Below are 15,060 nucleotides of genomic sequence, written 5' to 3'. Positions count from 1 at the left end.
GTTCTGGGCTGCGGATATCAGAACTGGTTGGCAATGCCAAACCGGAAATTCTCAGTCTTGTCGAAGTCTTGCTTGAGAACCGGCACAGCATAGTCAACACGGATGACGCCGAAGGGCGACGCCCAGATCAGGCCCGCACCCAACGAGGCACGGATCGCGCTGCTGTCGTGCAATACGTCACCGAAGAGATCGGCCTTGTTGCCGTAGAGCGTGCCCGCATCGGCAAAGGCTGCGAGCCGCAGACCGATATCCTGCGGAACGCCGGGCATCGGCATGCTCGCCTCAGCCGAAGCGGTAAAGTAGGTCGTACCGCCAAGCGGGTCGCCATGCGACGTACGCGGACCGATACCAGCATTCTCGAAGCCGCGGACTTCGCGACCACCGAGCGTGAACTGATCGAAGACGTTCAGGTTGCCGTTGGTTGGCAGCACGTAACCAGCACCGACCGTCAGTGAGCCGATAATATCGGCCTCGTCACTGATCATCTTATAGTAACGAGCCTTACCGCTCAGCTTGTAGAAGTCGGAGTCGCCGCCCAGACCCGCATATTCATGCGTGAATTTGGCGATGATACCTTCACGCGGCAGGTTCTGGTCGTCCAGGGTATTGTAAGTGAAGGTCTGCGAAACCGTCGACTGAATCCAGGGGCCATTCTCCACGAGATTTATATAGGGAGCGGACAGGTTATCCTGCCAATCATTCGTTCCGGTGTACTCGAGGCGCTTGTAGTTATAGCGCAGGGTCGTCGCGAAGTTCTCGGTGATCGGCGCGGTAACGCGCAGCGAGAAGCCTTCTTCCGAATAGTCGTAGAAATCGTCGCTCGAGGTCTGGTTCTTGAAGATGTCGAAGCCGGCAGCCAGACGATAGCCGAGGAAGTAGGGCTCGGTGAACGAGATGTTATAGGTACGGCTGCCCTGCGTGCCGGCACCTGCAGCGATACGGATGTACTGGCCACGACCGAGGAAGTTCTTTTCTTCAACCGAAGCTTCCAGCAACAGACCGCCATTGTTGCCGACGGCGTAACCCGCGCCGATACCGAACGAACCAGTCGGCTGGTCTTCGACGTTGACGATAACAACGACGCGATCCGGTGCGCTGCCCTGGGCGGTGGAGATATCGACCTTGGTGAAGTAGCCGAGCGCGTCGAGACGGCGCTTGGCGCGAGTGATCATTTCCTGGTTGAAAGCGTCGCCTTCATTGAGGTCGAACTCGCGGCGAATGACGTAATCACGCGTGCGGGTGTTGCCGCGGATCTCGATGCGCTCGACATAGGCGCGCTCGCCCTGATCGACCAGATATTCGATACCGATCGTGTGGCCGCTCAGATCACGGTTTCCGCGCGGCGTGATGCGAGCAAACGGATAGCCGGCGGACGCAACGCGCTTGGAAATGTTTTCGATCGAGGTCTGGATGTCCTTGGCGCTGTAGACATCGCCCTTGTGGGTGATGACCAGGCTCTTCAGGTCGTCCGCATTGATGCCCTCAACCGTCGAAACGACATTGATGTCGCCATAGGTATAGCGCGGACCTTCATCGACGTTGAAGTTCAGCGTGTATTCGTTGGTTTGCTCGTTCAGCGTCGCATCGGCACTGACGATGCGGAAATCGGCATAACCGTGATTGTAATAGAACTGACGCAGCGCATCCTGGTCCGCCTGCTGGCGCTCGGCGCTGTAGACGTCCTTGCGGGTCAGAAACGACAGGAAATTGCTCTTCTTGGTACTGATGACCGAAGCGAGGCGACCGCTGCTGTAAGCCTGGTTGCCCGAGAAGTTGATCTTGTCGATCTTCGTGCGCTCACCTTCGTTGATGACGAAGGCCACATTGATGCGACCCTCCGCGACCGGAACGGTCTGCGTCGTCACCTGGACGTCGTTACGACCGATCGCGGCGTAGGCGTCCTTGATGGTCTTGATGTCGGCCTGAATCTGGCTTTCGTTGTAGGGGCCGGCAGCATGGGTCTGAACGATGCCTTGCAGCTTGTCGTCCTTGATCTTGTGGTTGCCGTTGAAGACCACCGCGTTGATCAGCTGGTTTTCCTTGACGGAAACGACCAGCGTGCTGCCAGAGACGGTCACGTGCACATCGGAGAAGTATCCGGTGGCATAAAGCTGCTTTACCGAATTATCGATATCAGCAGGCGAGAAGTTCTTGCCAGGCTTGATCGTCATATTGTCGCGAACAGCCTCTGCACCAACGCGCTCAGCTCCCCTGACATCGATCCGTTGTATGACAGCGGCTTCTGCAACGGAGGCAGAAGCAAGGGTGATAACACCAGCGCCCGACGCAACAACACCAGCAGACAGCGCTACCGCCGATACTGCGTTCAAAAATCTTGAACCAGCCTTCATCTTAACTTCTTACCTTTTTATCAGTCGTCCCCAGCCCCGAGCGAACCCGATTCCGGCCACGTGTGTCGTTTTACCCGCTTTTGACATACAAGCAAGGGAGCACGTTAATTTCTGTTTACTTCATTTCAAACCGTGGCTCATTCGCCACTACAGCTTTGAAACAGCGTAAATAAATCGTTATTTCCTCTTTACTGCCCCATCAGCCTATCCTGGAGCTGATGTCGTTCCATGTCGCAAACACCATGAGTGACAGCACCATCGCAAAACCAATTCGGAAAGCGATATCTTGCGCCCGCGCACCCAGCGGTTTCCCCTTACGGCTTCAATCGCATAGAACATCAAGTGCCCGCCATCAAGTACCGGCACCGGCATCAAATTTAATAACCCAATGGAAACAGAAAGTATGGCGGCGAATTGGAGCACCGCCGAAAAACCCAGGGTTGCCATCTGCCCGGAAAGTTGCGCGACCCGGATGGGGCCGCCAAGCTGATCCGCTTTCATGTAACCGCCGATGACGTTGCCGAGGTATTCGAAGGTGCCGGAAACAATGCTACCGGTTTGCTTGACGCCTTCGCTCAGTGCCTGGAGCGGACCATATGTCTCATAGCGGAGTTTGATCGGCTTCTGGCCGTCGGCAATACCGATGCTGCTGATCTCCATCTGGTTGCCGAAGGCATCGGGTTCTTCCGCCTTCTTCGGCACCACCTGGACGTCAAGCGTCTTGCCGCCGCGCTCGACGGACAGCGTCACGGCCTTGTCCGGGCGGGAAGCGACATAACGCTGCACCTCGCCGATGGCATCGATCGTGCGCCCATCCGCGGACAGGATGCGGTCGCCGACGATAATGCCCGCTTCTTCGGCAGGGCTGCCCGGTACAATCGAAGCAACGAGCGGGTCCACCGGCGAAATGCCGATGCTACCGACATCCTTCTTGTTTCCAGAAGCGTCGGTTGCCGTCAGGGTTTCCGGCACCATCGGAAAATCGCGTGTTTGGCCGTTGCGCTCGACGGTCAGGACGAGGCTCTTGCCGGGGCGATCGGCGACATAGCGTGCGATATCGTAGTAGGTCGCAACATTGTTGCCGTCGACGGCGATCAGACGGTCGCCTGCCTGCACTCCCGCCTGGGCGGCCGGTCCACTCGGCGCGACCGCCGTCACCAGCGGATCGACGAGAGCGATGCCGATGCGGCCCATCTCCATTTTGTTGCCGAACTGATCAGTGTCTTCCACGAGTTTCGGCACGATCCCGAATTCTCGCTTCTGACCGTCGCGTTCGACGGTCAGCACAATATTGCGGCCGGGGCGCAGGCCGACATAGCGCTGCACCTCGTCGAAAGTCGTCACCTTCGTGCCGTCGATGGCGACGAGACGGTCGCCGGGTTCAATCCCCGCTTCAGCGGCTGCACCTCCGCGCGTGACCATGGCGACAACCGGATCGGCGACGGTGCGGCCATAGACACTGAAGAGCACGGCGAAGATTGCGATGGCGAGAATAAAATTGGCGATCGGACCGGCCGCGACGGTTGCCGCCCGCTTCCAGAGCTTGGCGCCGGCAAAGGACCGGGCGCGCTCCTCCTCCGTCATGGCTGAGAGTTGGTCGACATCGGTCTTGCTCGATGCGTCCTCGTCGCCGAAGAAACGGACATAGCCGCCAAGGGGGATGATCGACAGCTTCCAGCGGGTGCCGTGGCGATCGGTAAAGCCGGCGATTTCCGGACCAAAACCGAGCGAAAATGCCATGATACGGATGCCGGACCAGCGCCCGACCAAATAATGACCCATCTCATGCACAAAAACGAGCAATGACAGCACGAAAACAAACGTGATGACGTTGTTCGTCAAGAAGCCGATGATGCCTGCCGCGCTACCCATGCAACGATCCTGTTCGCGTTGATTTCAGACACCGAGCAGAACGCCGCCCAATGACATAGTCTCGCCGCTCATTGTCAGCGATATTACGATAGCTAACAAAAACGCCGCAAAACAAGCAAAAATTAGTCCATCGACCCGATCCATGACGCCGCCATGGCCGGGAATCAGGTGACTGGAGTCTTTGACTCCGAAACGGCGCTTGATGAAAGACTCGAATAAATCACCGATCTGACTGCAGATTGACAGCACAAGCGCGAGCGCCGGAATCCATAAATCATCCGCAGAAAAAAAACTCCAGACGACCGCCGTGCCGGCGATAACGGCGGCGATAGCACCACCGATCGCGCCCGACCATGTCTTCCCCGGCGATATGCGCGGGGCAAGCTTCGGTCCTCCGATCGCACGGCCGACGAAATAGGCGAAAATATCCGTCGCCCAAACCGTGGCGAAGATGAACAGCATCAGCACGAAGCCGCGCAGATCGTCGTCGCGGATCTCGGCGAGGGCTATGGCCGTCAATCCCGCATAGAATATTCCGCCGGGCAGCCACCAGCTTTTGTGGCGTATAGTGACCATGATGGCCGTGATCGCAACGAAGACGACCAACACTTCCAGGGAATAGACCGATTCCTCCATCAGCGTCGCGCCGGCTATCAGGACCAGGCCCAACCAGCCGAGTGCATTGCCCTGGGGATCGCGGCCATGCAGATCCGTTATCGTCGACCATTCATAATAGACGAGCAGGCCTATCGCCGCCGCCAGGATGCGAAAGCTCAGGCCGCCATACCACGTGGCAGCCAGAACGACCGCGGCGAGGATGACGCCGGAAATGATGCGCAGCCTGAGCTCACGACTCATCACGACCCCACGGCCGCGGCCTGCTTGGCTGAAAGGCCACCAAACCGCCGGTCGCGCGCGGCGTACTTCTCCAGCGCGGAGAAGAAAAGATCGCGGCTGAAATCCGGCCAGTATTCCGGCATGAACATGAATTCCGAATAGGCGGCCTGCCAGAGTAGAAAGTTCGACAGCCGCTCCTCACCGCTGGTCCTGATGATCAGATCGGGATCGGGTATTCCGGCAGTATCCAGCCGGGCATCGATCAATTCGGGGTGGATATCCTGCGGGCGCAGTCGCCCGGCTTCGACGTCCTTGGCGAGACCGACAACGGCGCGAGCGATCTCGTCGCGTGAGCCATAATTGAAGGCAATGACCAGCGTCAGGGCAGTATTGTCCCTGGTGGTCTCTTCCGCCTCGATCAACAACGGCAGGATATCGCTGCGCAGATTGTAGCGATCTCCAATCACCCGAATGCGGACGTTCTGGCGATGCAATTCCGCAAGGTCCCGTCGGATGAAGGCTTTGAGCAGACCAAGAAGATCGCTCACCTCTGTTTCGGGACGGCGCCAGTTCTCCGAGGAGAATGCAAAGAGCGTCAAGTATTTTACACCGACATCACCGGCGGCTCTCACCGTCTCCCGCACCGCCTCTACGCCCTTACGGTGACCCATGGTGCGCGGCAGACCGCGCGCATTGGCCCAGCGCCCATTGCCATCCATGATGATGGCAACGTGATGGGGTATGGCAGAGAAGGTGGGAGCTGACATATGGATCCGGTTTCGTTCGGCAGGAAATGCTCTAGGCTTATAAATCTAGCGCACCCTCGCCGCTTTCAATGTCTCCTGACCGAAAGCGGGATGCTCTAGCATGCAATCAGACCTGCATGATTTCCTTTTCTTTCTCGGCTAGCAAGCGGTCGATGTCCGAAATCGTATCGTCCGTCATCTTCTGCACACGCTCGGACTGGGCACGGCTTTCGTCCTGACCGATTACACCGTCCTTTTCGGCCTTTTTGAGACCATCCATGCCGTCACGGCGGACATGGCGAATCGCCACCTTCGCCTTCTCGGCATATTCATGGGCGACCTTGACCAGCGAACGACGGCGCTCTTCGTTGAGTTCCGGCAACGGAATGCGCAGATTTTGTCCATCGACGATCGGGTTGAGGCCGAGATTGGATTCGCGGATCGACCGCTCGACGGCGCCCACCATCGCCTTGTCCCAGACGGAGACGGTCAGCATGCGGGGCTCGGGCACGGTGATGTTGGCGACTTGGTTCAGCGGCATGCGCGAACCATAGGCTTCTACCGTGACCGGGTCGAGAATGTTGGCGGATGCGCGCCCCGTGCGCAGCGAGGCGATATCGCTCTTGAATGCCGCAATGGCGCCATCCATGCGGCGCTTCAGTTCCTTGAGGTCGGTGCCTTCACTCATATGTTTAAACTCCCATGTAGTAGGCGGCGCCGGGCGGAGCCGGTGCCACCGGAACGTCAGTTGTCTGATACGATGGTCTTGTGGCCGCCGCCGGTCAAGATTTCCGCGAAGCCGCCTTTTTCATGAATTGAAAAGACGATGATCGGAATTGAATTTTCCCGCGCCAGTGCCACAGCCGCCACATCCATGACGGCGAGCCCCTTTTCCAGCACCTGACTATGGGTCAGATGCTCGAAGCGCTCAGCATCCGGGAACTTCTTCGGATCGGCGGAATAGATGCCATCGACCTGCGTGCCCTTGAAGATTGCCTCGGCGCCCATTTCGGCGGCGCGCAGCGCTGCCGCGGAATCGGTGGTGAAAAAGGGATTGCCGGTGCCACCGGCAAAGATCACCACACGGCCAAGCGAGAGATGATAGAGCGTGGCGCGCTGCGAAAAACTTTCGCAGATTTCCGGCATGGAAATGGCGGAGAGTACCACCGTATCGATGTCCAGCTTGCGCAGCGAGGTGGCCAATGCCAGCGCGTTGATGATGGTCCCGAGCATGCCCATATGGTCGCCGGTCACGCGGTCTCCTCCCTTGGAGGCCACGGCGACGCCGCGGAAAATATTGCCACCGCCGACGACGACGCCGACTTCGACACCCATCTCGCGCGCTTCAGCAATATCGGATGCAATCCGGTCAGCGACGGTAACGTCGATACCGAACCCTTGGCTGCCCATCAGAGCTTCGCCGGAGGCCTTGAGCAATACGCGCTTGTAGATCGGCTGGGACATCGTGGCTCCTTGAAGTGATCGCGGGGGGATTAATTGTGAATGCCGGATACACGAAGGGCACCGCGTTGTCACGCGATGCCCACGGGTTTCCCCTGATATGGTTTCACCTATCTGGGGTATGGTTTCGTTTCGTCAACAGGCGAAATGATTTCGCCTATCAGCCCTTGGCAACAGCGGCGACTTCGGCAGCGAAGTCGGTCTCTTCCTTCTCGATGCCTTCACCGAGAAGCAGACGGGCCATGCCGGTGATTTCGATCGGCGCGCCGGCGGTCTTTTCAGCTTCCTTGATGGCAGCAGCGACGGTCAGGTCCGGGTTGATGACGAAAGCCTGCGAGAGAAGAGCGACTTCCTCGAAGAACTTGCGCATGCGGCCTTCCACCATCTTTTCGATGATGTTGTCCGGCTTGCCGGATTCGCGGGACTGCTCGATGAAGACGTTGCGTTCGCGCTCGGCGACCGCGGCATCGACTTCTTCGGCGCGGATAGCGAGCGGGTTGGTCGCAGCAATGTGCATGGCAACCTGGCGGCCGATCGACGTCAGAACGGCCTTGTCACCGACCGACTTCAGCGCGACCAGAACGCCGAGCTTGCCGATACCGTCGCCTGCAGCGTTGTGGATGTAGGTCGCCACGACGCCGTGCTCGACTTCCAGCTTGGCCGCGCGACGAAGCGTCATGTTCTCGCCGATGGTTGCGATCGCGTCCTTGATGGTGTCTGCGACCGGCTTGCCGGATGCGGGATAGGTCGCAGCCGAAATGGCTTCGACCGTGCCGTCGGTGGACAGCGCAACTTCGGCGATGCCGCGAGCGAGGTCCTGGAAGGCATCGTTACGGGCCACAAAGTCGGTTTCGGAGTTGAGCTCGACGACAACGGCCTTGTGACCGGCGCCGGCAATGGCGACCAAGCCTTCAGCGGCGGTGCGGCCGGACTTCTTGTCGGCCTTGGAGATGCCCTTAGCGCGCAGCCAGTCGATCGCGGCTTCGATATCGCCGTTGGTTTCGGTCAGCGCCTTCTTGCAGTCCATCATGCCTGCGCCAGACTTTTCGCGCAGTTCCTTCACCAGTGCAGCCGTAATCTCGGTCATAAGCTTCCTCTTGTCGGTTCATACGGTGCGGCATGCGGTTTTGAGCCGAAGCGGCACCGATTTGAGGGACGAAATGTACCCGTAAGTATGACAGCGTTATGAAGCTGCGTCATACTGTGGAATTCTCGATTGGAACAAGCCTGGATTTACCGCCCAGGCAAGGCGTTATGTAAAACGCGATAAGGCCGCCCGAACTTCTTGAAGTCGCAAACGGCCTTATCCCGGATTTCAATAGGCCCAGACGGACAAAGGTCTGTCCGCCGCGGGGCGCGATCAGGCTTCGGTGCCGTCCACCAGAGTCTCCTCGATCGGAGCTTCGATGGAAGCGCCGAGGTCGCGGCCGGATGCGCTCTGCTGACGAGCGATGCCGTCGATGGCAGCGCGCGAGATGAGGTCGCAGTAGAGAGCGATAGCACGCGAGGCGTCGTCATTGCCCGGAATCGGATAGTCGATCAGGTCCGGATCGCAGTTCGAATCGATGATTGCGACGACCGGAATGCCAAGGCGCTTGGCTTCGTCGATCGCGATCTTTTCCTTGTTGGTGTCGATGATGAACATCAGGTCCGGGGTGCCGCCCATATCGCGGATACCGCCAAGAGCCTTGTCTAGCTTTTCACGCTCGCGCTCAAGGTTCAGACGTTCCTTCTTGGTGAAGCCCTGGGCTTCGCCGTTGAGGATTTCGTCGAGCTTGCGCAGACGCTGAATAGAATTCGAAATCGTCTTCCAGTTGGTCATCATGCCGCCGAGCCAGCGGGCATTGACGTAGTACTGAGCCGAACGCTTTGCGCTGTCGGCGATCAGTTCGGACGCCTGGCGCTTGGTGCCGACGAACAGAACGCGGCCGCCACGGGCAACGGTGTCGCTGACGACCTGCAGGGCGCGGCTCAGCATCGGAACCGTCTGGGCGAGGTCGATAATGTGAATGTTGTTACGATCGCCGAAGATGTACGGCTTCATCTTCGGGTTCCAGCGATGCGTCTGGTGGCCGAAGTGAACACCAGCTTCCAGAAGCTGACGCATAGAAAAATCAGGCAATGCCATGCCTTTGACTCCTTTTCCGGTTGAACCTCCGCAAGGCGAACAGCATCCTCTTCGAAGATGCCACCGGGCGGAACGATCCGGATTTCTCCCGGACAATCCCATGCCTTACGTGTGGAATGCGGCTGCCCATACATTCGATTTATCAAGAATGCAAGGCTTAGGCGGAAAAAATGCGCGGGTCCCTGCCCTTATGCCGCCAGCTTATCGAGCAGCGCAAGCATGACGCTGGCGTCGGGTATCGGCAGCACGGCGTCGATCTCGGCCGGCAGGAGGCCCGCAATCGCACTATCGGCATTCCCGGTTGCCGTACCCAGCGGCCCGCGGAAGCCGTGCTTGGTCCAGGCAAGTTCCTGCAGCTTCGGGCTTGTCAGCGCATCCATCAGCCGATTGGCGCTCTCGTCGATGACGATAAGGGGATGCGAGGAATAGACCGTGGGGTGCGGGTAAAGCACGACGGGTTTGGCGGTGGAACTCGATTGAACGCGCCTCCATCGCTCGGGGTCCGCGATAATCCATTCGACCAGCTGATTCTCGTAGCCGACGATCATCGGTTCGCCCCCGAGGCCGCCAGCCAGATATTGATCGAAAAGCTTGCCGGAAGAAGGCGACTTGAAGCCCATATTGCGGAAGATAGTCTGCGCCTTGTCGCCGAATTGGTCGAGACCGGCAGTAGTCGCGATATTGCCGGCAAACAGGCTTAAGACCAGTCCGGCAAACATGAAACCGGAATTGGAGCGGTTTGGATCGGTCGAGACGATACGTGCCTGCCCATAAAGCGAGTCGACCCCGAGCTTGGACCAGCTTGTCCCCGCAAGAACGGCGTCGAGCAATGCCTTGAGATCAAGCTGATGCTGACCCGTCGACGTGACGCTGACCAGCCCCGTTTTCATCAATCCATCGACCACCGGCTGCCAGGTGTAGACAACGACCGGAGTGTTCAGCACCACACGGTCATTGCGGATCTTGACCCCGCTCTGCCGGGCAATATCGACCATGATCGAGGACGACGGCCAGAGGAAAGCGGGGGTCTGCGACAGAAGCGCCTGCTCGCGCACCATCTCGACGGAGCCGGCCACGCGGCTGTCTATATCCAGCCCATAGCCATGCAGAGCGCCGACGACGTCATTGTCAGCAAGAAACGCCTCCTTCTCACCGCCGATGAAGCCGAAGAGCTTCGTGCGGTTGCCGAGCAGTCCCTGGAACTCCGGCCTGTCCCTCACGGCGATATAACCGCCGGTGCCGGCGACGCCCGCAGCAAGTAGTCCTACTCCAAAGGCGCGGCGAGAGATGGCCATCAGCGTCCGATATCCTCTTTGAGCGAGGCCTGTATGAGGCGCAGCTCGGTGTCTAGCGTATCGAGCCTGTCGTCGACGAGGCTATCCGAATAGTGCACGAAGGCATCCTCGAGCTTGGCGAGCACGAGATCCACTTCCTGCAACCGTTTTTGGTCGGGTAGACGTTTAGCTTCGAGGGTGGCGAAACCCTCGGCGACTTCGGCAGCGCGCGGCAGGTAATAGCTGAGGAACCGCCTCACCGTACCGGCACTTTCCGGGCTCGCCTCCACTTTGGCGAAGACGTCGGCGGCGATCTCGGCCAGATGCCGCACGCGCTTTGCAGTCTCCTTATTGGTAATATGGTCCGAGGAGGTTTCCAGTCTTTGCGCCGCCGGAGCGGCCGCGGTCAAAAGATCGCGCGCGAAATCGAGCCGCCCTTTGCCGATGGCCTTTGCGTCCAGGCCTTCGAAAAGCCGGCGCGGCGACAGGGCGAAGACAAGGCCCGCAAAGACCAGCAGACCGATAACGGCCCCGATCCACAACGGCATCTTGGCAAAGAAACTCAAGATGGGAACGACGATCGCGGCGGCGAGCCCTGCCACGATCCAATTCCAGTCATTGCCGAACCAGTTTCGCATCGCTGTCCTAGTTGTATCCACGCACGGCGCGGAACGCGCTGACGAGATCATCCCTGCCATCGAACACCCGCGCCGATGTCGCTTTGGCCAGAGCATCGAGCTGCGTCTTGTCGGCATCGCCAAAGGTGATGCCGAAAACCGGCACATGCGGATTGGTAGCCTTCCACTCGTCGAGGAATTCGCGGCTTGCATCGTCAGACTTTCCGTCGGTCATGATGACGATCGCCGGCAGATAGGACGAAAGGTTTGGGGTATCCTTCATGCTGCCAAGCGCCGTGCTTGCGCAGGCATACATATCGGTGCCGCCACCGGCATGCTGCCGCGCCACCTTGTCGACAAGGCTCTTCTGTTGCGCCGGGTCGCCCGTCGCCAAAAGGGTCGTCCGCACGCGGCTGTCGAAAGGAATGACCATGATGCGGTCTGCCGGCGTCCATTGCGCCAGGACCTTGCCGGTTTCATCCGGATTGAACAGGAACTGCATGGCGGCCTGCAATTGACTCTCGCCCTTGCCCCCCATCGAACCGGAGAAATCGAGGCAGAGGGCCGTCAGCGAAGGCTTACGCAATGCGCCTTGATAGAGATCGAGCGCCTGGCGAATCACGGCCGGCTCCGGCATCCGGATCGCCGTCACCAGCCGGGTCGGGTCGAAATTCCAACTCGGGTCCCCTTTGGCTGCAACATCTGCCAATGGAATGCGGCGGCCGGTATCGGCAATGCGCTTCTGTACGGGTGCGGAACGCAGATAGGCGACAAGCTCGTTGAAAAAGGCCTCGACCTCAGGCCCGCGTCCGTGATCGATAAAACCGATCGGCGAATCCGCAATCGCGACGCCATCGGCCGGATAGATCGCGTAAAGCGGCTCCTTGCCCATGCCGATGAGCTTGTCATTGGTCTCCTTCAGCACCGCCTCGTAGTTCCACATGGCATCGTAGAGCGTGCCCTTGCTGGCGGATTCCGTGTAGAGGTCCGCAAGCCAGCCGGACGAACCGGACGAGCGTTCGACCCCGGCAAGCAATGCCCTGACGGTGTCCTGGACGTCCGGCTTGTCGAGATCGCCCGGCTCGATGACGGGCTTGTTGCCGAGCGCGCTTGAAAGCATGGCGAGATAGGCGCTCGCGCCTGAATTGGACTGGGTTGCCGAGGTCATGAGAAACTTCAGCGAGCCGCCCTTAACCGCCGCCAATATGTCTTTCATATAGACCGGCTTGCCGACCCAGCCGAGCGCCTCGGCCTTGGAGCTGCGCACGCCGAGAATGACTGGCATCTGCGCCACCGATGTCAGCGACTTCACGCGACGTTTGGTATCGAAAATATCGACCCAGACACTCGATGCCGGCCAGACGGCGTCCTGTTCGACGCCTTTGTCGCTCTGCAGTGCCAGACCAATATCCAGCGTGCCTTCATAGGTGAAGCTGCAGGTCGCGCTCTTCTGTTTGCAGAATTCCTCGACGATAGGCTGCATAACGGTGTTTTCCGAGCCGGAGACGATCGAGAATTTCGGATCCTTGCCGCCTAAATTGCAGCCTGTGAGGACAAGAGCAGCCGTCAGCGCCAGTCCGGTGAGAAATGTGCGGATCATCATGCCGCTCATCGTGCCTCGATCATTGCTTTCTTGAGTTCGACGGTCATTTTCTCCATTTGCTGCTCGGCTTCTGCCCGCTTCCTGCGGCCCTCCTCCTGCACCTTCAAGACGCCGTTGATGGTATCGATCAGGTCACGATTGGCGGCGGCGAGCGTATCGATATCGACGATGCCGCGCTGCGACTGCTGCTCGATGGCAATCGCCTGGTCCTTCATCATCTCGGATGCCTGGCGGATCATGTCGTTGGTGGCGTCGGTGACGGTCTTCTGCAGCTCAAGCGCCGATTTCTGTCGGGACAACCCCAGCAGAATCACCATCTTCTGCTTCCAGGCCGGCACAGTCAGCGCCGACGTCGCCTGCAGGTTCTCGATCAGCGTCTCGTCGCCGGCCTGAACGATGCGGATCTGCGGCAATTGCTGAATGCCGAGCTGGCGCGCCTGCTGCAGGTAGAATACCCGCTTCTCGAGCCGGTCGAGGGCTTGCACGTTGTCCTGATAAGTCTGCGCCTCCAACATGCCGCCGCCGGGATTGGCAGCGGCCGCGTCGGCGGCACTTTTCAGCTTCGGCAGTTCGACACTGCGAAAATGCTCGGCAAAGGTCTTGCCAGCCTGGACATAGGCGTCGAGCTGCAGGATGGACTGCTTCGTCTCCTCATGGAGATCGTCGAGAAGCGCGATGTCGCGGCGAAGCGTATCCTTGTGCCGATCGAGCTCGAGGCCGATGCGGTCGATCTGGCCGGCCACATCCTCGAACTCCTCCTTGAAGCGTTCCAGCCTCGCCTTGAACGACGAGAATATCTTAGAAAGGAAGCCCTCATCCTTCAGCGATGCAGGGTCAAGCTTCTTCGACTTGATGATGATATCGGTCAGCAGCCTGCCGACTTCGCCAAGATCCCGATTTCGGACCTCGCGGAGAATCTTGTCGGAATAGTCCGAAACGGATTGCTGAGCGCGGTCGCCATAGACGGAAATGCCGGCGCGATCGGTCAGATCGATGGTATCGCCGATACGGGCAATTTCTGCCGGATCGGCGGTGACAGCCGGCAAAGCGTCGGAGGTTGGAGCGAGATCGGTATTGGCCATAGGTCGTGCTTTCTCGTCTATCAACACGGGACCTGTCTGCGGAACACCGGCCGATTATTCCACGATAAGCGACGCGGCCCGCACGGCCCACTACAATTCCAGATAGGCACAACGGGACATGAGACTCACTCACCGCGTGCCGAATGCTTCACAGAATAGTGAAACTTCGGACACGGTTTTATGACGGAGATTTTACTTTGTGGCCTGCGCCCTCACAAAGCCTATTGGCAAGCCTTGGTGTCGAGCACTTCAAGCTTGGAGAGCCTGCCGGTCAATACGAAGTCGCCATAGTCCATCGTGAGGTCACGGGTAATGCCGTTCTCATAGAGCTTGAACGACATGCGGTAGACCGGCACGGCGTCGCCCTTGGACTTCTCGTCGAAATAAGCCACGGTCACCGGCCAGTACGGCGTCTTCGCGAAGACGCCGGCCTTATCGGCATCGGGGTCGTCGGTGGCGGGCGTCGCCTGTTTGCCGACGACGGTGGTTGCGATCAACGGCTTGTCGCCATCGTCGGAGCCGTCAAAAACCTCGGCCTCAAAGAAATTCCTGCCCAGCTTCGCATTATGGATGATGTCGAGCATATGTTCCGTCGGAAAACGGCTTTGGATGAGCTCGACCTGCTTGGCCTTCGGCTGGGTCAGGCTAACCTTTATGCCCTTCTGATCGTCCGCCGCTGCGCCGCGGACATCCTTGTCGAGCTGATCGTCGGTATAGGACTTGGTTTCGAAGCGGAAAATCCGCTTGGCGAGATCCTCGAACGTGGTCGTCTGCTGGTCGCTGACACGAGTTGAATCGCCCGTGTCGATCTGCGTGACGAAACGGAAATTGGTGGTGAATCCGGTGCAATCAGAGCCGTCAAACTCGTAGACCATACGGCCGAACATGCCGGCGATGCCGGAGCGGTCAGAGGCGTCCTTCAGCTCGAGATCGTAGACGGCGCGATGGGCGATCAGCCCACTCGGACCGGCCGCGTGGGCAGGGGATACGCTGAGAAACGCGACGCCCAAACTCGAAACAACAACGGCGGCAAGACTCGAGCGGAACATTCATTATCTCCTGTTGGACTCGCACGCGATGTTATAAGAA

Annotated in this window: 13 protein-coding genes; all 13 read right to left on the bottom strand. The window is 59.1% G+C overall.

Features of this window, described 5'->3' with window-relative positions; genetic code table 11:
• Positions 1-17: 17 nt before the first annotated feature.
• Positions 18-2,351, bottom strand: coding sequence for an outer membrane protein assembly factor BamA (gene bamA, locus CCGE525_RS09800; protein WP_120704084.1), 2,334 nt, complete (start codon positions 2,349-2,351; stop codon positions 18-20).
• Between the two features lie 204 nt (positions 2,352-2,555).
• Positions 2,556-4,223: an RIP metalloprotease RseP gene (gene rseP / locus CCGE525_RS09795; protein ID WP_162950145.1), complete on the bottom strand. Its 1,668-nt coding sequence runs from the start codon at positions 4,221-4,223 to the stop codon at positions 2,556-2,558.
• Positions 4,224-4,247: 24 nt separating this feature from the next.
• A complete protein-coding gene (locus CCGE525_RS09790) occupies positions 4,248-5,081 on the bottom strand; it encodes a phosphatidate cytidylyltransferase (RefSeq protein ID WP_120704083.1) in 834 nt (277 codons plus the stop codon).
• Complete coding sequence (locus CCGE525_RS09785; RefSeq protein WP_120704082.1) at positions 5,081-5,827, bottom strand: isoprenyl transferase; 747 nt, start codon at positions 5,825-5,827, stop codon at positions 5,081-5,083. Before CCGE525_RS09785 ends, CCGE525_RS09790 begins: the two co-directional genes overlap by 1 nt.
• A gap of 106 nt (positions 5,828-5,933) precedes the next feature.
• Positions 5,934-6,494 (bottom strand): ribosome recycling factor, encoded by a 561-nt coding sequence (frr, locus tag CCGE525_RS09780; protein ID WP_120704081.1) that lies wholly within the window; start codon positions 6,492-6,494, stop codon positions 5,934-5,936.
• Between the two features lie 56 nt (positions 6,495-6,550).
• The gene (gene pyrH / locus CCGE525_RS09775) at positions 6,551-7,270 is read right to left on the bottom strand and encodes a UMP kinase (protein WP_120704080.1); all 720 of its coding nucleotides are present in this window, start codon (positions 7,268-7,270) and stop codon (positions 6,551-6,553) included.
• 157 nt (positions 7,271-7,427) lie between these two features.
• Entirely contained in the window at positions 7,428-8,354 is a 927-nt protein-coding gene (gene tsf / locus CCGE525_RS09770; RefSeq protein ID WP_120704079.1) for a translation elongation factor Ts, read from the bottom strand.
• 273 nt (positions 8,355-8,627) lie between these two features.
• Positions 8,628-9,395 carry a 30S ribosomal protein S2 gene (gene rpsB, locus CCGE525_RS09765; RefSeq protein ID WP_120704078.1) on the bottom strand — a complete coding sequence of 256 codons (768 nt, stop codon included), beginning with the start codon at positions 9,393-9,395 and terminating at the stop codon, positions 8,628-8,630.
• A gap of 188 nt (positions 9,396-9,583) precedes the next feature.
• Positions 9,584-10,690, bottom strand: a complete 1,107-nt coding sequence (locus CCGE525_RS09760; RefSeq protein WP_120704077.1) for a substrate-binding domain-containing protein — start codon at positions 10,688-10,690, stop codon at positions 9,584-9,586.
• Positions 10,690-11,307, bottom strand: coding sequence for a 5-bromo-4-chloroindolyl phosphate hydrolysis family protein (locus CCGE525_RS09755; RefSeq protein WP_120704076.1), 618 nt, complete (start codon positions 11,305-11,307; stop codon positions 10,690-10,692). Before CCGE525_RS09755 ends, CCGE525_RS09760 begins: the two co-directional genes overlap by 1 nt.
• Before the next feature lie 7 nt (positions 11,308-11,314).
• Complete coding sequence (locus tag CCGE525_RS09750; protein WP_425375897.1) at positions 11,315-12,886, bottom strand: substrate-binding domain-containing protein; 1,572 nt, start codon at positions 12,884-12,886, stop codon at positions 11,315-11,317.
• An 8-nt stretch (positions 12,887-12,894) separates the two neighbouring features.
• A complete protein-coding gene (locus tag CCGE525_RS09745; protein WP_120704075.1) occupies positions 12,895-13,971 on the bottom strand; it encodes a toxic anion resistance protein in 1,077 nt (358 codons plus the stop codon).
• A gap of 221 nt (positions 13,972-14,192) precedes the next feature.
• The gene (locus tag CCGE525_RS09740; protein WP_120704074.1) at positions 14,193-15,020 is read right to left on the bottom strand and encodes a cell envelope integrity EipB family protein; all 828 of its coding nucleotides are present in this window, start codon (positions 15,018-15,020) and stop codon (positions 14,193-14,195) included.
• Positions 15,021-15,060: the final 40 nt, after the last annotated feature.

Source organism: Rhizobium jaguaris, from assembly GCF_003627755.1.
Taxonomy (GTDB): domain Bacteria; phylum Pseudomonadota; class Alphaproteobacteria; order Rhizobiales; family Rhizobiaceae; genus Rhizobium; species Rhizobium jaguaris.
The sequence above is the reverse complement of the archived record's forward strand: the minus strand, read 5'-3'. Positions and strand labels throughout refer to the sequence as shown.

Excerpts from the sequence above, each read along its gene's own strand:
- bamA (WP_120704084.1), bottom strand. The coding sequence starts at position 2,351 with ATGAAGGCTGGTTCAAGATTTTTGAACGCAGTATCGGCGGTAGCGCTG.
- rseP (WP_162950145.1), bottom strand. The coding sequence starts at position 4,223 with ATGGGTAGCGCGGCAGGCATCATCGGCTTCTTGACGAACAACGTCATC.
- CCGE525_RS09790 (WP_120704083.1), bottom strand. The coding sequence starts at position 5,081 with ATGAGTCGTGAGCTCAGGCTGCGCATCATTTCCGGCGTCATCCTCGCC.
- CCGE525_RS09785 (WP_120704082.1), bottom strand. The coding sequence starts at position 5,827 with ATGTCAGCTCCCACCTTCTCTGCCATACCCCATCACGTTGCCATCATC.
- frr (WP_120704081.1), bottom strand. The coding sequence starts at position 6,494 with ATGAGTGAAGGCACCGACCTCAAGGAACTGAAGCGCCGCATGGATGGC.
- pyrH (WP_120704080.1), bottom strand. The coding sequence starts at position 7,270 with ATGTCCCAGCCGATCTACAAGCGCGTATTGCTCAAGGCCTCCGGCGAA.
- tsf (WP_120704079.1), bottom strand. The coding sequence starts at position 8,354 with ATGACCGAGATTACGGCTGCACTGGTGAAGGAACTGCGCGAAAAGTCT.
- rpsB (WP_120704078.1), bottom strand. The coding sequence starts at position 9,395 with ATGGCATTGCCTGATTTTTCTATGCGTCAGCTTCTGGAAGCTGGTGTT.
- CCGE525_RS09760 (WP_120704077.1), bottom strand. The coding sequence starts at position 10,690 with ATGGCCATCTCTCGCCGCGCCTTTGGAGTAGGACTACTTGCTGCGGGC.
- CCGE525_RS09755 (WP_120704076.1), bottom strand. The coding sequence starts at position 11,307 with ATGCGAAACTGGTTCGGCAATGACTGGAATTGGATCGTGGCAGGGCTC.
- CCGE525_RS09750 (WP_425375897.1), bottom strand. The coding sequence starts at position 12,886 with ATGATCCGCACATTTCTCACCGGACTGGCGCTGACGGCTGCTCTTGTC.
- CCGE525_RS09745 (WP_120704075.1), bottom strand. The coding sequence starts at position 13,971 with ATGGCCAATACCGATCTCGCTCCAACCTCCGACGCTTTGCCGGCTGTC.
- CCGE525_RS09740 (WP_120704074.1), bottom strand. The coding sequence starts at position 15,020 with ATGTTCCGCTCGAGTCTTGCCGCCGTTGTTGTTTCGAGTTTGGGCGTC.